The sequence below is a fragment of the Secundilactobacillus odoratitofui DSM 19909 = JCM 15043 genome, assembly GCF_001434895.1.
Taxonomy (GTDB): domain Bacteria; phylum Bacillota; class Bacilli; order Lactobacillales; family Lactobacillaceae; genus Secundilactobacillus; species Secundilactobacillus odoratitofui.
On sequence record NZ_AZEE01000029.1, the window covers coordinates 339,627 to 363,342 of the forward strand.

Here is a 23,716-nt window from a genome sequence, read left to right on the forward strand (position 1 = left end):
ATTCAATTCACCTATATTTATCCTGGAATTATAATTTTGGACTCCCTAATTTTGTTGATTGATCGTTTTTTCTCACCAAATTCAAGCAAAAAGACCAAGTTTCAAATCGAAACTTGGTCTTTTTCACCAATTACTTCAAATATCCATGTGCCTTTAAATATTCTCGCGCAACCACTGCTGCTTTTCGATGTTTAACAGTGACTTGATAGTTCATATTTTGCATATCACTGACTGAAATTTTACCGCTCAGCTTTGATAGGCTCTTAACGATACCTGGATGCTGTTTAGCAAACGACGTCTTCATCAACGGTGCACCTTGGTAAGAAGGGAAGAACGATTTATCATCCTTCAACGCGACCAAGTGATCTGCCTTAATCTGTGGATCAGTCGTGTAGCCATCCGTCACATCGACACGACCATTGGCAAGTGCCTCGTAACGTAGCGACGGCTCCATTGTCTTTGCTGCTTTGAGGTGTAACCCATACGTCTTCTTTAAGCCAGGATAGCCATCCGCTTGTTGATAAAAGTCCGGATCAAACGCCCCAGTGAATTGATCTGAAATGGCAGCTAAATCTGACACCGTTTTGAGATGATACTTTTTTGCTGTCGAAGCACGAACGGTCACGGAGTAGTCATTTTGATAAGCCATTGGTTTGAGATACGTCAGGTTAAACTGTTTTTTCAACGCTTGTTTGGCATCCTGATACGCAATTTTAGGATTCTTATTAACGCCCTTGTTCGTTTTAACTAATGATTGCATGACCGTACCAGTAAATTCCGGATAAACGTTAATTTTATCACTCTGCAACCCTTTAAATAGAAAACTGGTACCACCAAAATTAGGTTTTAGAATCACTTTTACGTTTGAGTTATCCTGCTCAATCAGGTCCTTATACATATTAATCAGGATTTCTGGCTCGCCGCCTAACTTACCGGCAATCGTGATGGTTTCAGTTGGCTTGGTGAACAATGCATGCCCAACACTACCACCAACACCTAACACGGCCAGTACTAACACACCGATTCCTAGGCGTTTTAAAGGTACTTTGGCTAACACTTTGATCAGTAAGTTTGCGAGTAAAGCCAAAATAGCTGATAAAATCGCTCCCACTAAGAGAGCCGCATTATTATTTGTCTGAATCCCCAGTAAGATATATGTCCCAAGGCCACCGCCACCAATCAAAGCAGCCAGTGTTGCCGTTCCGATGACTAATACCGTGGCAATTCGAATACCTGAGAGAATCATGGGCATTGCCAGCGGCAACTCAACACGAAAGAGTTTAAATCGTGGTGTTACGCCCAAGGCGTCCGCTGCCTCTAGTAAAACCGGATCGATATTCGTGAGTCCTGCGTAAGTGTTTTGAAACACCGGCATAATTGCATACAAAACCAATGCTATAATCGCAGGAACGGTACCAATACCAACAAACGGAATCAAGATACCTAATACGGCGAGGCTGGGAATAGTCTGTATCACACCCGCAACCTGTAAGATAAACTCGCCAACTCGCCGATGATTAATGAGTACAATCGCGAGTGGAACAGCGATTAAAATGGTGATTACCATCGCGATGAGCGAAATCGTAATATGCTGCCACAACGCAGTTAAAAGGTCACTCCCATTTTTTTGAACATACGCTACAATCGCATTAATGACGGTCACCCCCACTTTCCAATGAAGCCATATAGGCGATTAAGTCTTGATCAGTTAAAACCATGTTGCCCACAATAATTTGGTGCTTACCCGATTCATTGAGGGTGGCAGCCATTTCAAACAAGCTTTGGCCCTTACTCATCGTTAATCCAATATCTTCAGCCTCTTTAGGCCGCCCAAAACCAGCTGCAATCACCTGACCAAGCAACTGATTAGTCTGCTGCTCATCGGCAAAGAAATTACCCACAAATGCGTTTGCGGGTTCAGTTAAAATATTTTCCGGTGTTCCAACTTGTTGTAGTTGACCGTTATAAACAACCCCAATTCGATCGGCAAGTCGAAGCGCTTCATGCATATCATGAGTCACAAAAACAATCGTCGTATCGAGATCACGATGCAAATCTAGCACAATCTCTTGTAGCTGTCTTCGTGAAACAGGATCAAGCGCGCTAAACGGCTCATCCATTAACACTAACTTAGGCTGACTAGCTAAGGCCCGAACGATTCCTACCCGCTGAGCTTCACCGCCGGATAGTTCACTTGGCATTCGACTTAAAAAGGCATCGGGATCTAACCCAACCTGGGCCATAAGCTGCGCAACGCGTGCGTGTTTTTTATCCGTTGACCAGCCCAGATTATCGAGCTGCACGCTGGCATTTTCCTCAACCGTCATATTGGGAAACAACGCACCCGTTTGAAGGACGTAACCAATGCGACGACGCAGCAACTGTAAATCAACACTGGCAACATCTTGTTCATCAATTTTAACTTGACCGCTAGTCGGCACGATCAATCGATTAATGGTTTTTAAAAGTGTCGTCTTTCCGCTTCCAGACGGTCCGACCAACACGAATAATTCGCCATCGTTAATCGTTAAATTCAAATTTTCAAGGGCGTACTGCTCATCATAAGCCTTGTTGACGTTCACTAATTCAATCATTGGTTTCACCTCGATCTCACATTCAGTTTCTAACTATACTATTCTAGAATCGAACCGCAATCAATTTAACTTACAAGTTTTAATCAGATTGGTCTTTTAAATCAGAAAAATTGAGCTTTTTGGTAAATACGAAGGTAATCAGCACATAACCCGGGAAATAATCATCTGTTTTATTTACTGTTATTTTAAACTACGAAAAAACGCCCGCAATGTTGCTAAACATCGCACGCGTTTAATCTGAATCATGTTACTAGCTATCAATTACTCTGCCAGTAAAGCAGTAATCCCCACTGGTAGTTCTTCCGGTGATGTTACGATTGCCGTTGCATTTGCTGCTCTCAGTTCAGCTGCATCACCAAACCCATAGGTCACACCAAGCGTCTTAACTTGGTTTTCCTGGCCACCGTTCATATCAGTATAACGATCACCAATCATAACGCTTTGCGATGGCGTGGCGCGACTTTGACGAATACCATAGGCTAAAATATCGGCCTTTTTGCTCCGAATTCGCTCATCGACAGTCGCACCATACACACCAGTAAAATAATCCTTTAACTTAAACCGATTTAAAATGCGGTGCAAAACATCTTCCGGCTTGGCGGAAGCAATATTAAGTTGATACCCAGCTGTTTTAAGTTGGTCTAATGCCGTTTCAATACCAGGATAAACTTCAAGCTCAAAAATGCCATCTTGTGCGTAGCTCGTTTGATAGTAATCAACGCCTCGCAACACTTGATCTTCTGACAGCTCTGGGAAGTACTTATTTAAGCTAGTTGTCATTGCTGGACCAATAAACGTCCGGTATTGTTCATCCGTTAAATGAGGTAGTTTTAACTGGTCGATCATATACTTAATTGATAAGATAATGCCTTTTTCTGAATTAGCAATCGTACCATCAAAATCAAAAAATAACTGGTTACTCATAGGTTTTTGTACGCTCCGTTTCTTATATATCCTGTGTTATAGGTTACCCTATCACAAGCTCCAAGACAAGCGCACTTGATTATAATCACAGCTTACAACCGCTAATTAATTGCGTTTTAGGCCACCTTCAGTCATTCATCATTGAAACATCAGTATTTTGATTATGTACAAAAAGGATACAAAAATGGCGCATTAATTTTACAGTTACAAATTAATACACCATCTTCACTTTATTTTCATAACATATCACTTAATTTAAGCGAATGATTAACGGTGGAAAGTTTCACCATTGGCAAGTTTATCAAGCCATTCCTGACTAATTTTACGCTGCTTGAAGTAGTATTTCTTATCGCGTTCATCGAATTGGCGCACCACCCGCGCCGGATTACCGTATGCCAGTGAATTAGCTGGAATCGACTTCGTCACAACGGCGCCGGCACCAATCACTGAGTTGTCGCCAATTGTAACACCTGGACAAATCGTCACGCTACCACCGATCCAAACGCGATTTCCAATTTTTACGGGAACTGCGTACTCAGCACCAGTCCGTACACGAAGCTCAGGGTCTAGTGCGTGACCAGCAGTGTAGATACTAACGTTAGGGGCAATTAAAACGTCATCACCAATCTCAATTGGTGCGGTATCAAGCAACGTCAAGTTACTGTTTGCAAAGAAGTTCTCGCCAACTTTAACGTTAAACCCATAGTCTAAATGCAGTGGTAATTCAAAGAAATAGTTTTCACCAACTGAACCTAACAGTTCCTTTAAAATCCGCTTACGACTATCTAGGTCACGGTAGTTCAATCGATTGTATTCAAATAACAAATCACGTGCTTTCATTCGAATTTCAAGTAATTCAGGTGTTTGGTGATATAGCTCACCGTTCAACATACGTTGATAATTCAAACTTTCTGTCATTTTATCTGCCTCACATTTTTATATTTATCCGTACCAATATTATACTATATAATTTATTCGAATCAATATTAAAATGTAAGGGCTTTTATACAATGATTCAATCAGAAGTCAACATAAAAAGGCTTGTAGATTCCAATCCAGGAATTTACAAGCCTTTTCGATAATTCAAGCTTCAAAAAATAACGGGCAATTCGATATACCACAAATCGGCGATCATTCAGTTAATAGCGCTCTGATCCGTTGTTGTAAATCAGGAACCACATCAGCTTCAAACCATGGATGTTGGTGCATCCAACCATAGTTGAGTGGTGATGGGTGAACTAACGGAAAGTAGTCTGGCAAATAATCTTGGTAGTGTTCCACTGTCATCGTCAAATTTTTTTGTCGCCGTTTTTGTAAATAATACTTTTGGGCATACGCGCCAATCAATAGTGTCAGCGATACTTGCGGCATTAGGCTCAGCACTCGTTCGTGCCACTTTTCGGCAAAACCCTTGCGTGGTGGTAGATCACCTTGTTTACCTTTTCCCGGGAAATAAAAATCTAACGGCACGACGCCTAGCTTCCCCGAATGGTAAAACTCATCGCGGCTCATACCCATCCATTCACGTAACCGATCACCACTGGGGTCATCCCAGTAAGTCATCGATGCCTGCCCCTTACGACTCGGGGCCTGACTAATAATTAAAATTTTTGCATTTGGTTCAACGTGATAAAGTGGCTCAATTCCCTGCTCAGTAAACTGCGCGTTATCTGGATCAGCCATTATTGCTTGGTAAATTGATTCTGCAGATGTCATGCTGTCACTCCTAGAACCGTTTAGTTCCATAATACCACGCTACCCTTAGTAGTAGAAATAGCCCAAGTCACTGGCAACGCTTGGATAAATTGGTACCCAGTTCTTGATCTCATCGGCTGGCGTTTTTGCAGTGATCAGCTGCGTCAAGTCGTTGATCAATTCCTCAGCATTAATTGCTAAAACGACTGCACCCACTAAAAGACCGGACTGCTTGTCTTGAATAGTGGTTACTTGTGCATCTTGGTCTTGCAGTCGGTGATAAGTGTACCAGTTACCAACAGCTTGATGACGCACCGTATAACGTTCCGGTGACTGTTCTGCTTGCGTCAGCGTCACACCAACTTGAGCCAGCTCTGGCCCCGCAAAAACCGTGTGCGGAATTGGTGCATAGTGAATTGGTTCAACGGTTTCGGCCAACAGTGTTGACGCGACGTAACGACCTTCAATGCCAGAAACCGGCGTCAACTTAGGCGCTTGCTTGGCAATCACATCACCAATCGCGTAGATATTATCAGCCGTGGTCTTTAAATGCTCATCGACCAAGATACCACCTTTTTCAGCCTTAACACCAGCCTTTGATAAATCAAGCTGATCAATATTAGGCCGACGCCCCGCTGCGGCAAAAATAGCATCCAAGGTAAATGACGCATCACCATCCGTTGCCACACGGACTTGGCCCGTTTCTGTTTGCTGTAGCGCTGTTACGGTCGTATTCATATGAAAATGAATGCCTTTTTCGGCAAGGATGTGCCGTAAGCGTTGAGTCTCGTTCTCTGGGAATCCGCGAAGTAACCGATCATTGTGTTGGAAAACGTAAACCTCAGCACCGGCTTCAACGGCAATATTAGCAAGTTCAATTGCCACGTAGCCACCGCCAACAAACCCAATTTTGTTAGGTAACTTCGGCAGCGATAAAAAGTCGGTACTCGTTTGGTAAAGCTCACTACCTGTAATATCTGGAATTGTTGGTGTAGCGCCCGTTGCAATCACAATTTTATTTCCCGTCACAGTTTTTGTACCAACTAATAGCGTATGGGCGTCCATAAAATGGGCAGTCTCTGACAAGTGATCAATACCAGCGCTCTCAAGCCCGGCTGCCGTGCCCGTTGGCACCTTATCCGTATACGTTTTTTTGAACGCCATGAGCTTGGGCCAGTCGATCTGAGCAGTCGTCTTTAACCCACTATCTCGGTACCGAAGCCCCTGACGCTTTGCCTCGACAACTCCGTACAACATTTTTTTGGGGTCACAGCCAAAGTTTGGGCAGGTACCACCCCATAAATTACCTTCGACCACTAGCACGTGTTGCTTGTTGTTCAAAGCATACGCCGTCGCTAAGCCACCGGGTCCACCGCCAATTACAATCGTATCGTAGTCAAATGCCATGTGAGTACCTCCTGTGTTCAAGTTTTCAATTTATTAATTCTTACCTCCAAAATACTACATGAGCCCTAGTGAAACCACTATTTAGCCCCTAATTCCTGTTAGCCACATATAGCACGTGTGTCTTAATTTACGAAAGCTTTACACGTAAGATACAAACATTTACGAAGGATTTATCCCGACTTTACAATCACCCGTTAGTATTAAACCTGTTAAAAAATAGATAGGAGCTTATGCCATGAAATCATTGAAAACAAGTTTGTTTGCCGCCGGAATCTTAGGACTCGCCCTCACAGCTGCAGGATGTAGTTCTAACCATGCAGCCGGTGACTCTGCCAAGGCCAAGTCACTCACCGTTGTCTTTTTACCTGGTGATTCTGCTAAGGAAGCTGGTCCAGCTCGGACAGCGTTAGCTCACGAAATTAGCAAGGCCACTGGCAAAAAGGTTGATGTTAAAACAACGACCGACTACAACGTTGCAATCCAAGCCATCTCCTCTGGCAAAGCCCAGCTTGCTTTAATGGGTCCAGATAGTTACATCCAAGCTCACAAGCAAAACGCCGCTGTTGCCCCAATCTTAACGTATTCTGGCAAGTCTGGTACTTTGAAAGACGCTCAATATCACAGTTATGTAATGGTACCAAAGGACAAAGCCAGTCAATACAAGGTTAACGGTAAGTATAGTTTACAAAAGATCAAGGGAAAACGGATGTCATTCGTTTCTAACACGTCAACTTCCGGCTTTGCCATTCCAGCGGGTGCCATTGCGACAGCCTTCAAGGTTAGCAACAAGGATGACCTCCAACAAAGTGGCAAGTTCTTCTCTAAAGTCCTCTTCGGTGGTTCACACCAAGGTTCAGCCGTTAATCTGTTAAAGGGTGATGCTGATGTTGCTGCTTTCGATGATATGGACCTTGTTTCATACGGTAAGTTTACGAATGATTCAACTAAGGCCGGTGCAGACTTCAAAGTAAATGCTAACGCGCCAGCGCCATTTAACAGCGTTCGCGGCAAAGAAAGTATCGCCCTAGCCGCCTATCCAGTTCAAAACGAACCAATCGCTGTTAACTCAAAAATGGTCAGCAAGTCTGACATCAACAAAATCGTTAAACGTTTGACTTCAAAGGCCGTTACCAACAATCCTAAGTTCTTTGCGCCATCAGATGCTAAGGTGCACAGTCTGTTACCTAAGGACGGCAATACTCAATTTATCGGTATTTCAGATAAGTGGTATGCCCCTACTCACAAAGTACTTGGCGAATAATTAAGTGGTAAAGGAGGCCCAACATGTTAACAGTTAAACACTTAGCAAAAAGCTATAACGGTACTAAGAAGTCCCTAACTGACGTTTCTTTTAGTGTTAGTCCTGGTGAAGTGACGGTCATTATTGGGCCTTCTGGCGCTGGTAAAACGACAATTTTACGTAGTATTAACCAATTAATTCGCGACGACGACGGTGAGATCTTATTTGATGACGTTGACATGCGACAGTTAAACCGCCGGCAGTTACGTGATGCCCGTAGTCATATCGGCATGATTTTCCAAAATTACAATTTAATCGAACCGCTGACAGCACTTGAAAACGTACTCCACGGTTGCCTAGGTACCAAGTCTAACTTGGCTGGTATGTTTTCCCTCTACCGTAACAGTGAAAAAACCGAAGCGCTTCAACTCCTTCAAAAAGTTGGCCTCGGCGACTTTGCCTATCAGCAATGTCGTAATCTAAGTGGTGGTCAAAAGCAACGGGTTGGGATTGCCCGGGCCTTAATGCAGCACCCAAAAATCATTTTATGTGATGAACCAATCGCTTCGTTAGATCCAAAATCGACTACGGTCGTCATGGACCTGCTACGTGACTTAGCAACTAATGACGGTATTTCAGTGCTGATCAACTTGCACCAAGTCGACATTGCCCGAACTTATGCGGACCACGTTATCGGCATTAATAATGGGCAAGTCGTGTTTGATGACCGAACAGCCGCTCTAACTGACACGGCAGTCACCGATATTTACAGGAAGACAACTTCGTCAGAAAGGAGCCTTGTGTATGAAGGTTGATGTAAAAGCCGCTAATCAATTTTTTAACCAGAAACGGTTGCGATTAACGGCCATCATTGTTGTTTTCGGACTCGCCTACATCGGCGCTTCACTTGGCCTTGGGTTTCAAAGCCGCTCATTACTAGGCGTACAAGATGGTATTGCCTGGTTAGCTCAAAACTTCATTCCAAATGAGGCCTCAAAGGGCTATTGGACCGAAATTAGCCAACAACTCTTACGGACCTTTTTAGTCGCCGTTGCTTCAACGACTTGCACAGCAGCAGTTTCACTATTTTTAGCCATTCTCGGTGCTAAAACGCTCGCTGTCAGCCGCAGTATCAGCTGGCTAATTCGCGGTTTTGCGTCCTTAATGCGGAACATCCCAATCGTAGCCTGGGCAATGATTTTGCTGTTCTCGTTTAAACAAAATGATTTAACTGGTTTCTTAGCCCTCTTTTTCATGACGCTTGGGTTTTTAACCAGAGCGTTTATGGAAACCATCGAGGACTTTGGTACCGAAAAAATTCAGGCTCTCCAGGCTACTGGTGCAACTTATCTGCAGATTATTTTTCAAGGACTCATTCCTGAAATCGCAATCGCATTAATGTCTTGGATACTATACATGATTGAAAACAACGTGCGTGATGCAACCTTAGTCGGGCTGTTAACGGGTACTGGCATTGGCTTTATCTTTAACCTCTACTTTAAAAGTCTGCGCTATGGCGCCGCTGGATTGGTCGTACTTGCTGTGATTTTGTTGGTTGTATCCGTGGAACTCATTTCTAATCTGATTGGGAGGTTACTATCATGATCAAACCTGAAAACCAAGTTTCGCTACCCACACAACTACCAGCAGGCCCCCGATTTACGATTCCATTACGATTTAGAGATCGACGGCGCGTCACGATGTTGATCACCCTATTGATTTTGGGCTATGTCACACTGATCACGCTGCCGACTATGATTCCCGATCACTTTAAGTTAGTTGAAGCGATAACCGGATTCACTGAAAACATCAAAATTATGTTTTTACAGCCTCATCTCAGCAATACCAGCTGGTTGAGTCTACTAGGTGGACTCGGTCAAAGCATTCTATTAGCTTTTTTGACAACATTGATTGGCTCAGTACTCGCCTTTTTCCTTGCATTAGCAAGTACTCGGCGGTTTGCGCCCACAGCACTTGTGCTTGGCATTCAAAGCTTCATGGCGGTTATCCGTGCGATTCCAACCGTCCTGTGGGTCTTAATCTACAGTGTTGTGTTTGGCCTTGGTGCTAATGCTGCCGTGATTGGTATCACATTTCACAGTGTCGCCTACCTGACTAAGGTGTATGCCGACAGTATGGATGAACTCTCTCCTGAGGCAATCGAAACCTTACAGGCTATGGGACTCAAAAGACCGGCCATCATTTGTCAAGCGTTGATCCCCTATCTGAAGCCAAGTTACCTGAGTTGGACCTTCATCCGCTTTGAAATCAACTTTGCGGATGCAGTCGCCATTGGTGCAGCTGCTGGTGCTGGTGGTATCGGCTATCAGCTATTCATGTCCAGCAGTTTTTACTTCGACTTCCATGAGGTTGGCGTCATGGTTTACTTAATTCTAGCTTTTGCGGTAGTACTCGAAATCATCTCATACCGCCTACGTAGTAGTAACACAGCACAACATTAGCAACCGTAACCCCGTTATTCCAAGGAGGACTCAAAATGATTGAAGCGATTATCTTAGATTGGGCCGGCACAACTGTTGATTACGGCAGTCGTGCACCCATCATTGCCTTTAAAAATGCCTTTGCGCACTACGGCATTGAACTCAGCGAAGCAACTATTCGTCAAGACGTTGGTTTAGACAAAATGACCCACGTCCGCAAAATGCTGCAAGAACCAGCAATTGCAGAAACTTGGGAAGCTGACCACCACGATATCCCGTTAGCAACGGCCGCTGAAAAAATTTATCATCAATTTCAGATTGAAATCAGCAAGGTGCTGACTGAAACAGCTCAACTTAAAAGTGGTATGACAGATCTTATTCGGTTTGCTGATGAACACCACATCCAATTAGCCACTACCACCGGCTATACACAAACGATGCTGGATCAAATCTTACCACTGGCAGCCGACCAGGGTTACCATCCTCGCTACAACATCACCTCAGAACAGACCAATCACATTGGCCGTCCTCACGCCGATATGGTGAACCTGGCAATGGCAAAATTAAACGTCACTGATCCTAACCACGTCATTAAAGTGGGTGATACGATTAACGACATTTTAGAAGGTAAGAATGCCGGTACTTTCTCAATTGGTGTCGTTGACGGCGGTAACCTGATTGGCTTATCTCAAAGTGAATTTGAGCGTCTCAACATCGAAGACCAAGACCGTTATCAAGCAAAAGCAACTGCAATTCTCAAAGAAGCCGGGGCAGACGATGTCGTAAACAACATTGCTGACCTCATTCCGTTAATTGAGTCAATTAACGATCACCAACAAGAAATGCCCCTTCTCCTCACGCCTGGTCCATTGACTACTAGTCGGGCTGTCAAAGAAACCATGCTGGTTGACCATGGTACTTGGGATGATGATTATAAGGAATTAACACAGTGGGTTCGCCACGAGCTCGTTGCCCTAGGTCACGCGTCAGATGAAGACTACACAACCGTTCTCATGCAAGGTAGCGGCAGCTTTGGTGTTGAAGCCGCACTGGGAACCGCTGTACCTAAGCAAGATGCAACTCTATTGATTGCGGCGAACGGTGCTTACGGTGAACGAATGACCGAAATTGCAGATTATCTGGCAATTCCATACGTTGTCGTTGACGTTCCAGAAGATCAAACGGTCACGTTGAGTGCCGTTCAAACGGTACTCGAACAACATCCTGAAATTACCCATTTTGCAATGGTTCATTGCGAAACTACAACTGGTATTTTAAATCCTATCGAGACCATCATCCCCGTTTTAGCGGATAAAGGTATTGTCACGATAGTTGATGCAATGTCGAGTTTTGGTGGCGTGCCGATCGACTTAACTGCCTTAAACGTCGATTACCTTGTAACCAGCTCCAATAAATGCGTTCAAGGTGTCCCCGGTTTTAGCATCGTACTTGCTAAGCGTGAAACATTAGACTTAACCCAGGGCAACGCCCGCTCATTAGCCCTTGATCTTTATGCGCAATACCGTTGCTTTGAAGACAATGCCGGTAAATGGCGCTTTACATCCCCAACTCACGTCGTATACGCCTTCGCAAAGGCGCTTCATGAGCTTAACGAAGAAGGCGGAATCTCTGCACGTTTCCGGCGTTATAGCACCAATGAATCACTGCTACGTCAGGGTATGAACGACCTCGGTTATGAACTTGTCATTGACGAAAATGTTCAATCGCCAATTATCACATCGTTCAAATATCCGATTGCTGATTTTAATTTCCGTGCTTTTTACGAATATCTTAAAGACCGCGGCTTCATTATCTATCCCGGTAAGGTCTCTAAGTGCGATAGTTTCCGTATCGGTAACATCGGTGAAGTTTCAGCTAGTGACATCAGTCGATTACTAAACCTAATTGAAACCTATACAAAGGATACCCTTCAATTATCAGTTGCTCGCTAAATTATGCGGGTTGAAAAAGGGTCGCCATGACAATTCACGTCATGGCGACCCTTTTTCGTTGTATAGGCACTCGGATTAACCGGGTGTCGTTTCAAACCGGATGTAACTCCGATCATCAAATGACCGGTTACCGACTACAAGTCCCTTAGTCGACCGGTATTGCTGACAACACAGCGGATCGTTAGCAAGAACGGTGGCTAAGGCTGCCTCAGTGGACGCAAGTTCCAAGGTCACCTCTGGGTAGCCATCACTTGCCAAAGCAATCTCGTGTGGTGCATCATCCAACGTGATCACTTTCAGTAGCGCGTCAGGTATTGGGTCGCCATTTAAAACGGTATAGCCCCACTCGTTATCCGCGCTATTTGCAAACTGAGTCGCTTTTAAGAGCCACGGCAAAATCGCCTGCCGTCCGGGGTCAGCTTGCGGTTCTAAGGCCGAGTTAGACAGTCCGCTGGTTTTTAAAATCAAACTCCGAAAGTTAGCCAAGACATCATCACTAGGCTTAGTATTTGGCTGCATCTGACCATCTAAGTTAATTTGAGCATCGCCAATTTGCCAAAGCTGATGGTAATGACGCGAGTAAACGACAGTAACTGCTTGAAGGCCCTGGCTAGCCTTATCGTATGGAAAATCTACTTGTTCGTAAAACTGTGCGAAAAAGCTATTCACACGCGCTACAAACTGGTTAATTGTCATCTCAGGCGCACTATTCTTCAAAATTGATGCAATCATCGTTGACGCTAACTTACCACTAGTTTGACCGTTAAATCGAAAAGTTGATTTTGACGTGACGCCATCTACAATCCCGATGAAATCGGATGTATTAATAATCACATCTTCACACTGTTCATCACTGATTTTACCTTGATAAAACTGTTCTTTTACTTGAACTTGAACCATTCACTCACATCCTCAATTGTTTCACGTGAAACTATTATGAGCTCGAAGTAACTTGTTTGAGAGTTACTTCGTCACTAACTGTTTCTATTATAGATACTCTGAAGCCCTAGAGCCACCCGTCCGTCATAACTCACTGGTATTAAAAACCGCGTCAGTATCAAAATAATACTGACGCGGTAGTCTTGTAATAAAGTTTAATCTCTAAAATTTCAGTGCATCTAGTTCTCAGCACTCTTCTTCGTGTTTTCACCACGACGCATTTCCATTTCAATCTCTTCAAGCGTCTTACCACGAGTTTCAGGTACGGCGTAAATAACAAAGAAGATTGAAACGATAGCGAAGAAACCAAAGACGGCAAATGGACCACCAACGTTGTTGTGGAAGGTGCTCAACAATACCAAGAAGAATTGTGACACGATAAAGTTACCAATCCAGTTAGCAGCTGAACCGATTGAATTACCAACACCACGAACGTTTAGTGGGAAGATTTCACCAATCATCAACCAGCAAATTGGGCCCCATGAAACGGCGAAACCGAAAATGTAAACGGCAATCAGAATCATGGTTGGCACAGCGGCTGCTTGGACGCTTAACGTAAAGTTCAAGATTGACAAAACAATGATTGAAACAGCCATTACAATTGAACCAAACAATAGAATGGTTCGACGGTTAAACTTGTCCATGATCTTGTAGGCCAAAATCGTACATACAAAGTTGACAATCCCAATCCCAACTGAGATCCAGATGGCATTGCTTTCAGCAAAGCCAAAGCCTTTAATAAAGACTTGTGGCAAGAAGTAGATGACTGAGTTGATTCCGACGAGTTGTTGCAATAGCATCAAGCCAATCGCAACGAGCACGGCTGGACGTGCGAACGTAAATAGTTCACGCAGACCACCCTTAGGCTGATTAGCAACTTCTTGGATATCGCTTAATTCTTTATCGGGGTCTTCATCGGTGTTTTCACGCAAGCCGTGCAAAATCTCTTTTGCTTCATCCACACGCCCTTTTTCAACCAAGAACCGTGGTGACTCTGGTAAGATCAAAGAACCGATAAACAGAATTGCGGCAGGAATCAAAGCTGATCCAAGCATCCAACGCCAGTCACGAATACCTAACAAGTTGTGACCCAAGAAGCCCAAGTTAGAAACATAGGCTAACAAAATCCCTAACGTAATCATCAATTGAAACATCGTCCCAAGTGATCCACGGTGTGGCGCATCAGCTAATTCAGCCAAGTAAGCAGGTGTTAAAGCTGAAGCAGACCCAACGGCGAAACCTAAAATAATCCGAGCAATAACCATTGAGATAAACCCAGTTGCGACCATTGAGAGTCCTGAACCTAATAGGAACAAGATTGAAGCAAACAGTAACAGGCGCTTCCGACCAAACTTATCGGAAAGTGACCCAATTGATAAGGCACCCACTGATGAGCCAATCAGAACGGATGATGTAATAAACCCGGTCTGTTCAATATTGAGTTTGAAATCCGTTTCAATCAGAGAAGATGCCCCTGAAATAATCCCAGTATCAAACCCAAATAAGAGGCCACCAAGTGCGCCAAAAACAAAGATGAAGAAGATACTTAAATGATGTTTTTGCACAATACTCTCTCCTAACCTAAATACGAAATATTAATAATAGCTTTTCAACGTTTCCAATTCTAAACGCTTACAAGAAAAATGCAAGCGTTTACATTCAACATTTTCAAAATAATGTAACATGTTTACATTTGGTCTGAGTCCTAAGTAACAACGCCCAAACAGCGTCTGATTTTGTGCAATAGTACACACGGCCTGTGGTATATAGAACGCCACACCAATGTCGATGATAAGCGGCTATTTATGATTTGAACGGTCCGATTATTGGTCAAAATTGGTATACCCACCACCAAAATAAAAATTATTTTTTGATGGGAAAAGCGTACATGGCCTTACCTATATCAAGAACGGGATAGTATCACTTTAACCGTATTGAACTGTCGATTTTCACGAATTTTGAAAATAAACGCGTTAATTTCTGAAAAAAACGAGACCGTTCAAAACAATCCGCTTACATTCAGGAATTCGGATGATTTATGTCGCACTCACCACCTAATATCTGATACTATATAGGAACGATCTATTTTTATGGTCGATAATCAAAAAGTGAGGTACTAGCTTGTTAACAGTAACGAATGTGTCCATGAGCTTCTCGGACCGCAAACTATATGATGATGTTAATTTAAAATTTACACCTGGCAACTGCTACGGCATTATCGGTGCTAACGGTGCGGGTAAGTCCACTTTCCTCAAGATTTTGGAAGGCCGTCTGTCACCAACAACTGGCACTGTTTCCATGGGGCCGAACGAACGGATGAGTAGTCTTAAGCAAGATCACTTTGCCTTTGACGATCAGACTGTTCTAAACACCGTATTGCAGGGCCACGAACGACTTTACCAGGTCATGACTGAAAAGGATGCATTGTACGCTAAAGCTGACTTCTCTGATGAAGATGGCATTAAAGCGGCCGAGCTTGAAGGCGAATTCGCCGAAATGGACGGCTGGAACGCTGAAAGTGACGCGAGCCAGCTGCTACAATCCATGGGTATTACTGAGGATCGTCACCAGACTTTGATGAAGGATTTACCAGAAAGCGAAAAAATCAAGGTCTTGCTGGCCCAATCACTGTTTGGTAAGCCCGACGTCCTCCTTCTAGACGAACCAACCAATGGTCTTGATCCACAAACTATCAGCTGGTTGGAGAACTTCTTAGCCGACTACGATAACACCGTGTTAGTTGTGAGTCATGACCGTCATTTCTTAAACGCAGTCTGCACCCAAATGTGTGATGTCGACTTCGGTAAGATTCAGTTATTCGTTGGGAACTACGATTTCTGGCTTCAAAGTTCAGAATTAGCCTTAAAGTTACGTAACCAACAAAACGCTAAAAAAGAAGAACAAATTAAGCAATTACAAGAATTTATCGCGCGTTTCTCAGCTAACGCTTCCAAGTCAAAGCAAGCAACTTCCCGTAAGAAGCAGCTGGATAAGATCACCTTGGATGATATTAAACCAAGCTCCCGCAAATACCCGTTCATTAAATTCACACCTGAACGCGAGTTGGGCAACGATTTTCTCCGCGTTGAAAACGTCAGCAAAACCATTGATGGCCAAAAGGTACTCGATAACGTCAGCTTTATTCTCCGACCTGGCGACAAAGCCGCGTTAATTTCCCGTTCAGACGTCACCACCAGTATTTTAATGCAACTCATTGCCGGTACGATGACTCCAGATACGGGTAGTATTACTTGGGGCGTGACGACTAACCGTGCGTACATGCCAAAGGACTTAAACCCTGAGTTTAGTGACGACAGTCTTAATATCCTTGAATGGTTGCGTCAATTCGCAAGTAAGGAAGAAAGTGACAACACCTTCCTACGTGGCTTCTTAGGCCAAATGCTGTTCAAAGGCGACGAGGTTCTCAAACAAGTACCCGTCCTATCTGGTGGTGAAAAAGTCCGGAGTTACCTTTCCAAACTTATGTTAAGTAAAGCGAACGTCTTATTATTAGACGATCCAACTAACCACTTGGACCTTGAAAGCATCACCAGCTTAAACGACGCCTTAATTGATTTTCCTGGCTCCATGGTCTTCACTAGCCATGACCACCAGTTTATTCAAACCATCGCCAACCACATTATTGAAGTTGGCCCTAAAGGTGTTGTTGACCGTGCTGATACGACTTACGACGATTTCATGGCGCATGAAGTTGCACAGGCACAGGTTGCTGATATCTATTAATTAGAGTGTGTTACACAAAAAACTGCCGCATAGGCAGTTTTTTTATTTGCTGGGACTCTCGTGAAAGATAAACGACAATCTGTAAAATCTAACCAGACGGACGTTTGATGATTTTCAGTTATCGCCAATGTAAAAAAACTAGTAAATCCATAATTCCGATAATAAAACAGTCGTAACGACCAACCACTCGTACAAGTTTGGCGTTACGGCTGCTTTTTGTCGTTCAAGAGAGTCAGCTAGCTTTCCACTAACGCTATGTAAATAATCAACACAAAACATCATTTTTAACGAACGTAAAGCCGGAGCGTCAGCGGTTGTTGGGGACCTGTGGTGGCGGTGATATCAGGTGATTTCCCTGATATCACGGGACGACGTTTGAGACTCACAACGGTTCTGGGTGAGGCTCAAACGCGAGGGGCGAGACCGCTTTTCGGCTCGACCCGGTCCCCACTTCAGGTTCCCAATAACCGCTGGCCGGAGGCTGGCATTAACCCAGCAATGAAGCAGACATGCAGGCTGTACATATTTAATTGATCAACGTTTGGAATATTCAATATCGATTATTTACATAATCATGAATGGAACGTTTAATATGCAACGTTTGAATCAGAATAATAATTTGTGCAAAACACACTTATACCAGCATTTACCGGAAATGTTTATCAGTCAACTTCTATATTCCATAAATGAATAAAACCCGTTATTTGCCATAATTACTAAATATTTATTTAAAAAAGCGATTGTATTCCCATCTAAGTTAGAATATGATGAGAACAATCACACTAAAATGAGTTTTTAGTAAAATATCTGACAAGAAGCAGGTGAAAGAACCTTGACCGCACTCAACCAAGATCACAATTTAATGTATGATGCTCGTTTTGAACATGCCGCCTGTGGCATGGGGTTCATTGCGCACGTAGATGGCCATGCTGACCACGAGTTAGTTGAACAAGCACTGACGATGCTCCAACGAATGAATCACCGTGGCGGGACTGGCGCAGAACCGGACACTGGTGATGGAGCGGGTATCTTAATGGCCATGCCTGATGCTTTTTTCCGGCAGCAGATGGCCAATGTCGACCTCACGCTACCAAAAGCTGGCGACTATGCCGTTGCACAACTGTTCTTACCTCATGCTGAGGATGAACGGGACGCCATGTTACACGCGGTAGTCGATCACATTGACCAAGCCGGCTTCCCAGTATTGTGGACCCGTCTTGTACCATTTGTTTACGAAAACTGCGGCCCAGGTGCTCAAAAAGCAATGCCCGGGTTCGCACAGATCATCCTGCAACGACCCGCTGATATTAAAGCTGGCCGTGATTTTGAGGACCGACTTTACGCGCTTCGTCGTCAACTCGAAAAAACCTTCGATGATCGCCGTTCACTGGCCATTTGTTCCCTATCAAGTCAAACGATCGTTTATAAAGGGATGTTACACGCCTACCAAGTGGGGTTATTTTACCCTGACCTTCATGATGAACAGATGCAAAGTGCAATTTGTCTCATTCACTCCCGTTTTTCGACGAATACTTTTCCAAGCTGGGATCGGGCACAGCCATTCCGTTTTCTGGCCCATAACGGTGAAATCAACACGTTGAAGGGTGCCGAAAATTGGATGACGAGCCACGGTATTGAAATTTATGATGAAGATGATTCTGATTCAGCCAAACTCGAAAATTGTATGGAATATCTTTATCGTCACGGCCGTTCAATTCCTAAAGCGCTGATGATGATGGTCCCTGAAGCCTGGGGCAATGGGATTAAAATGTCACAAGATCAGCGTGCCTTTGACGAATATAATGCGACCTTTATGGCGCCATGGGATGGACCCGCTGCGCTGTGCTTTACCGATGGTATTCAAGTTGGTGCTTGTCTTGACCGAAATGGCTTGCGTCCTTCCCGTTACACACTAACGAAGGATAATACGTTGATTGTTGCCTCCGAATCTGGCGTTGTCGACGTTGAACCAACCGAAATTACTGAAAAAGGGATTCTCGCCCCAGCAGAAATGATTCTGGTGGATACCCACGCTGGTCGCATTTACAAATCTGACGAACTTAAACAACAATTTGCTTCAGAACATCCTTACCAGCAGTGGCTTAACGCTAATCGACTCTCATTGAGCCGGTTACCTGAAGTCAACCCAACGGACAGTATCAGTGATACCAAGCTAAAGGAACTCTGGCGCCGTAACGGCTACACCCATGAAGTCATCGAAACTGCTCTGATTCCAATGGCGCAAAATGGTGGTGAACCCACTGTTGCGATGGGCTTTGATTCACCGTTAGCGGTACTAAGTCACCATTCTGAATCACTCTTTACCTACTTCAAACAAGCCTTCGCACAGGTGACCAATCCCCCAATCGATCCATTACGTGAAAAAATTGTCATCAGCACCACCCTATATTTGGGACGAGATGCTGACGTCACACAGGATACCGCCGCTAACTGCCAAAAGTTGCGCATTGACGGTCCAATTTTGGACGATCAAAATTACGCTAAGATTACGAGCCTCGACTTACCAACGTTGAAGGTCGCAAAATTAAGCCTTGCTTATGATTTAACTGAGACACCTAACCGATTAGCTCATGCCTTGGATGAACTGTTTAAACAGGCGGAAAATGCGATTGACGAAGGGGCAACTATTCTGGTTCTCAGTGATCGACCAGTTGCTAAAAATCAAATGACGATTCCGATGTTACTGGCAGTTTCTGGCCTCCATAATGACCTCGTGCGACAGGGTAAAGGCACCGCTGCTTCAATCGTTGTCGATACCGCTGAAGCATCCGAAATTCACCACTTTGCCTGCTTAATCGGCTACGGCGCTACTGCTATTCACCCTTATTTGGCATTTGAAACACTCCGTTCTCGCGGGTTTAGTGCGCAAATTGACGATTATTGTCACGCTGCTACTAAAGGTATCATCAAAATTATGAGTCGCATGGGAATCTCAACCATCGCCGGTTATCAAGGCGCGCAATTATTCGAAGCAGTTGGCCTTTCCAATGACGTGATCAATCAGTACTTCACTGGCACGCCAAGTCGAATTGGTGGTTTGAACCTTGCTCAAATTGAAGCGGAATACGAAGCAAAGTACCGCGCCGCCTTTGATGCCCACAACATTGATGATTTACCATCGGGTGGCAGTTTCCAATTTAAATCAGATGGCGAACATCACCTCTACAACCCACTTTCGATTTACCAATTCCAAAAGGCTGTTCGGTCAGGTGACTATCAAGCTTACCAGAAGTACACTGCGCAACTGAACCAAGAAGCCACAACGCAACCCGTAACGCTCCGGTCAATGTGGACCATTGACAACGCCGGGCGAAAGCCGGTCCCACTGAATGAAGTTGAACCCGTTAGCACCATCGTTAAACGCTTCAAGTCTGGCGCAATGAGCTTTGGTGCCCTCTCTCAAGAGGCGCACGAAACCATTGCGATTGCGATGAACAAACTTGGCGCACGAAGTAACTCCGGTGAAGGTGGTGAAAACCGTAACCGTTTCAAAGTCGGTGCGGACGGTCTGGACCGCAACAGTCACATTAAACAGGTCTCCACTGCCCGCTTTGGTGTTAACACGGAATACTTGATGAGCGCTGATGAAATTCAAATTAAAATGGCCCAAGGTGCTAAGCCCGGTGAAGGTGGTCAACTGCCAGCTGGTAAAGCCTACCCATGGGTCGCTAGCATTCGGGGATCAATTGCCGGTGTGCAATTGATTTCACCGCCACCCCACCATGATATTTACTCGATTGAAGATCTTGCTCAGCTCATCTACGACCTCAAACAAGTGAACCCGGCCGCCATTATCAACGTTAAGTTGGTTTCATCGACTGGTGTCGGCACGATTGCAGCAGGCGTGGTTAAGGCCGGCGCAAATACCGTTGTGATTGCTGGTTACGATGGCGGTACCGGAGCCGCACCACGAAACTCAACGCGTGATTGTGGCTTACCGTGGGAAATGGGACTCGCCGATGCGCATCAAACACTAGCACTCAACCATCTACGGCAACGAACAACACTGGAAGTTGACGGCAAACTGCTCACTGGCCGCGATATTGCGGTGGCCATTATGTTAGGCGCTGAAGAATTTAGTTTTGCCACGCTCACCATGATTGCCATCGGTTGTGTCATGATGCGCAAATGCAACCTCAACACCTGTCCAATGGGCATCGCAACCCAAAATCCTGATTTGCGTAAATTATACGCAGGCAAGCCCGAATACATCATCAACATGATGCACTTCTTAGCACAAGATTTGCGTGAACAGATGGCCGCACTTGGTTATCGCACGGTGGACGAAATGGTTGGTCACGGCGAACACCTCAGCCCCCGTTACGTACCATCCGGCAAGGCTAAATCTCTCAATTACGACAAAATGATTGGTAAGACGATTACCATCGCCCGTAAAGTTACTGATCCATTCAAGCCAAAATTCACCTGGCCAGATCTCAACACCCTGACAGAAGCAAATCTGAAAGATGGTGCCACTACCAGCGTTGATTTACCTATCAACAACACGAACCGCTCAGCCGGCACTCGTCTTGGTGGCTGGATTGCTGCTCGTTTTGGTAATCACGGTCTCAAGCCCGGCGCACTGACTTTTAACTACACCGGAACAGCTGGTCAAAGCTTTGGTGCCTTTATCACTCAAGGCTTGGAAATCAAGCTTCATGGCGAAGCTAACGATTACGTCGGCAAAGGCCTCTCTGGTGGCCGCCTTATCGTAGCCGCACCAACTGGCGCCGAATCGTTGTATGCGCATGCCCCAATTATTGGTAATGTCGCCTGTTTCGGCGCGACTAGTGGGGAAGCCTACTTCAACGGTCGTGCCGGTGAACGGTTCTGTGTCCGAAACTCCGGTGCCGACGTCGTAGTTGAAGGAATCGGTAACAACGGTTGCGAATACATGACTGGTGGTACTGCCGTTATTTTAGGTGAAGTCGGCCGTAACTTTGCAGCCGGCATGTCCGGTGGCATTGCTTACGTTTATGACCGCCACCACACGTTTAAGCAGCAGTGTAACCCAGAACTAGTTGACCTGTATTCACTCGGTGAAAACGGCGATGACAGCATTTTAAAGACGCTTATCTCAAACCATCAAAACTACACCAACTCAACCATTGCCAAACAAATTTTGGCGAACTGGGAAACTGAACAACAGTACTTCGTTAAGGTCTACCCACGTGACTTCCACCGGATGCACGATCTCATTAATCAGTTTAAACAGAGTGGCACACCAGAAGCCGAAGTTATTCAAAAGGCGTTTAACGTCGCAACCCAAACAGACGCATAAGGAGGCGGACCAATGGGAAATCCAAGGGGTTTTATCAAATACGAACGGCAAAGTAATCCAATGCGCCCCATTATGCAACGCATCAAGGACTTTAACATTATGGAACTCGACTTAGACGATGCTTCACGTCGACAACAAGCGGCCCGCTGCATGAACTGCGGCATTCCGTTTTGCCATCATGGTTTATTTTACGGTGGTGGTCGAGCGGTCAGTGGTTGTCCAAACGACAATTTAATTCCCGAGTGGAACGATTTAGTGTATAAAAATCGCGACAAAGCTGCTTTTGAGCGGTTAACGCGAACCAATTATTTACCCGATATGACCGGGCGGGTCTGTCCTGCACCTTGCGAAGTCGCCTGCGTCAACGCCTTAAATGGCCCCGGTATCACGATTCGCAACAACGAAAAATTTATTATTGAACAAGCCTTCAAAAACGGCTGGGTCGTTGACTCTGGCAAACCAAGTCAACGAACTGGCAAAACAATCGCGGTGATTGGCAGCGGTCCGGCCGGTATTTCAACAGCCTGGCGGTTAAATCAACTCGGTCATTCAGTCACCGTCTACGAGCGAGCAGACCGCTTCGGTGGTTTACTCATGTATGGTATTCCAAATATGAAGTTACCTAAAGAAGTGGTCGAACGCCGCATTCAAGCGATGCGTGACGTCGGCATCACCCTCGTGGCTAACACAGAAGTTGGTAAAGATATCGATGTGGCCACCCTGCGCGAAAAATACGATCGTATCGTGATTTGTACCGGTGCTCGCACCGCCCGCGACCTGCAAGTACCTGGCCGCGACCTGACCGGTATTCGTCAAGCCGTTGACTACCTCACTGACGCTACTAAATCAGTCCTTCAGAATGGTACTGAAGCCACACAAACGCTTAAAGGACAGCACGTGGTCGTCCTCGGTGGTGGTGATACTGGTAACGACTGTATCGGTACCGCAATTCGACAGGGGTGTGCAAGTGTCACCCAACTCGAAATCAGCCCATCACTGCCAGCAGAACGCACGGCCACCAATCAGTGGCCAGAATGGCCAATGGTGCAGAAAAACGGCTACGGCCAACAAGAGGCCCGTGCCCTCTTCGGTGATGTCACGACCTACTCTGCAACAGCCACCCGCTTTTTCGGTAAAAATGGTGCACTCCGTGAAGTTGAAGTCAGCGAGACTGATCATTTCAAACCAGTGCCTGGCAGCCAAAAGCGAATCAAAGCTGACTTAGTACTACTCGCAATGGGTTTCACTGGTGCTGAGCAATGGTTGTTTGACCAGTTCGGTATTACTAAAGTGAACGATAACTACACTACTAATGACAGTCAGATATTTGTTGCCGGTGACAGTCGGCGTGGTCCTAGCCTGGTTATTTGGGGCATCTATGAAGGTCGGACTTGCGCAGAAAAAATCAACGCTTCTTTTGAAGTTTTGACGGCAGAAGTCTAATTGAATATTGCTACAAGTTAAAACGTCTTAGTCAG

The 23,716-nt window shown here is 45.0% G+C and carries 16 protein-coding genes; 8 read left to right on the top strand and 8 right to left on the bottom strand.

The window, feature by feature from the left end; all coding sequences use genetic code 11:
• Positions 1-130: 130 nt before the first annotated feature.
• From FD04_RS09635 to FD04_RS09660, 6 genes are all read right to left on the bottom strand, one after another.
• Positions 131-1,654, bottom strand: a complete 1,524-nt coding sequence (locus FD04_RS09635) for an ABC transporter permease/substrate-binding protein (RefSeq protein WP_235805688.1) — start codon at positions 1,652-1,654, stop codon at positions 131-133.
• Positions 1,650-2,594: an ABC transporter ATP-binding protein gene (locus tag FD04_RS09640; protein ID WP_056948531.1), complete on the bottom strand. Its 945-nt coding sequence runs from the start codon at positions 2,592-2,594 to the stop codon at positions 1,650-1,652. The genes FD04_RS09635 and FD04_RS09640 overlap by 5 nt, the downstream gene beginning before the upstream one ends.
• 261 nt (positions 2,595-2,855) lie before the next feature.
• Positions 2,856-3,518, bottom strand: a complete 663-nt coding sequence (locus FD04_RS09645; protein WP_056948533.1) for an HAD hydrolase-like protein — start codon at positions 3,516-3,518, stop codon at positions 2,856-2,858.
• A gap of 267 nt (positions 3,519-3,785) precedes the next feature.
• Complete coding sequence (locus FD04_RS09650; RefSeq protein ID WP_191981754.1) at positions 3,786-4,436, bottom strand: sugar O-acetyltransferase; 651 nt, start codon at positions 4,434-4,436, stop codon at positions 3,786-3,788.
• A gap of 213 nt (positions 4,437-4,649) precedes the next feature.
• Entirely contained in the window at positions 4,650-5,234 is a 585-nt protein-coding gene (locus tag FD04_RS09655) for a uracil-DNA glycosylase family protein (RefSeq protein ID WP_056948535.1), read from the bottom strand.
• Positions 5,235-5,279: 45 nt separating this feature from the next.
• Entirely contained in the window at positions 5,280-6,620 is a 1,341-nt protein-coding gene (locus FD04_RS09660) for a dihydrolipoyl dehydrogenase family protein (protein ID WP_056948537.1), read from the bottom strand.
• A 235-nt stretch (positions 6,621-6,855) separates the two neighbouring features.
• Here FD04_RS09660 and FD04_RS09665 point away from each other — a divergent pair, with 235 nt between their 5' ends.
• Genes FD04_RS09665 through phnW form a run of 5 tightly spaced genes read left to right on the top strand, consistent with a single transcriptional unit; the run spans position 6,856 to position 12,253 of the window.
• Complete coding sequence (locus tag FD04_RS09665; protein WP_056948539.1) at positions 6,856-7,881, top strand: phosphate/phosphite/phosphonate ABC transporter substrate-binding protein; 1,026 nt, start codon at positions 6,856-6,858, stop codon at positions 7,879-7,881.
• Positions 7,882-7,904: 23 nt separating this feature from the next.
• Positions 7,905-8,675 (top strand): phosphonate ABC transporter ATP-binding protein, encoded by a 771-nt coding sequence (phnC, locus tag FD04_RS09670; RefSeq protein WP_056948541.1) that lies wholly within the window; start codon positions 7,905-7,907, stop codon positions 8,673-8,675.
• Positions 8,665-9,465, top strand: coding sequence for an ABC transporter permease subunit (locus FD04_RS09675; RefSeq protein WP_056948543.1), 801 nt, complete (start codon positions 8,665-8,667; stop codon positions 9,463-9,465). The genes phnC and FD04_RS09675 overlap by 11 nt, the downstream gene beginning before the upstream one ends.
• Positions 9,462-10,322, top strand: a complete 861-nt coding sequence (locus tag FD04_RS09680) for a PhnE/PtxC family ABC transporter permease (protein ID WP_056948545.1) — start codon at positions 9,462-9,464, stop codon at positions 10,320-10,322. Before FD04_RS09675 ends, FD04_RS09680 begins: the two co-directional genes overlap by 4 nt.
• Positions 10,323-10,357: 35 nt before the next feature.
• The gene (gene phnW / locus FD04_RS12950; protein WP_082603202.1) at positions 10,358-12,253 is read left to right on the top strand and encodes a 2-aminoethylphosphonate--pyruvate transaminase; all 1,896 of its coding nucleotides are present in this window, start codon (positions 10,358-10,360) and stop codon (positions 12,251-12,253) included.
• 75 nt (positions 12,254-12,328) lie between these two features.
• Here the strand turns inward: phnW and FD04_RS09690 are convergent, their stop codons facing one another.
• Positions 12,329-13,153: a hypothetical protein gene (locus tag FD04_RS09690; protein WP_054701732.1), complete on the bottom strand. Its 825-nt coding sequence runs from the start codon at positions 13,151-13,153 to the stop codon at positions 12,329-12,331.
• A 218-nt stretch (positions 13,154-13,371) separates the two neighbouring features.
• The gene (locus tag FD04_RS09695; protein WP_054701729.1) at positions 13,372-14,757 is read right to left on the bottom strand and encodes a sugar porter family MFS transporter; all 1,386 of its coding nucleotides are present in this window, start codon (positions 14,755-14,757) and stop codon (positions 13,372-13,374) included.
• A gap of 556 nt (positions 14,758-15,313) precedes the next feature.
• Between FD04_RS09695 and FD04_RS09700 the strand changes: the two genes are divergently transcribed.
• The 3 genes from FD04_RS09700 (at position 15,314) to FD04_RS09710 (ending at position 23,681) form a co-directional block, all read left to right on the top strand.
• Positions 15,314-16,936 (top strand): ABC-F family ATP-binding cassette domain-containing protein, encoded by a 1,623-nt coding sequence (locus tag FD04_RS09700; RefSeq protein WP_056948547.1) that lies wholly within the window; start codon positions 15,314-15,316, stop codon positions 16,934-16,936.
• A gap of 862 nt (positions 16,937-17,798) precedes the next feature.
• Complete coding sequence (gltB, locus tag FD04_RS09705; RefSeq protein ID WP_056948664.1) at positions 17,799-22,238, top strand: glutamate synthase large subunit; 4,440 nt, start codon at positions 17,799-17,801, stop codon at positions 22,236-22,238.
• 12 nt (positions 22,239-22,250) lie between these two features.
• Positions 22,251-23,681, top strand: coding sequence for a glutamate synthase subunit beta (locus tag FD04_RS09710; RefSeq protein ID WP_056948549.1), 1,431 nt, complete (start codon positions 22,251-22,253; stop codon positions 23,679-23,681).
• Positions 23,682-23,716: the final 35 nt, after the last annotated feature.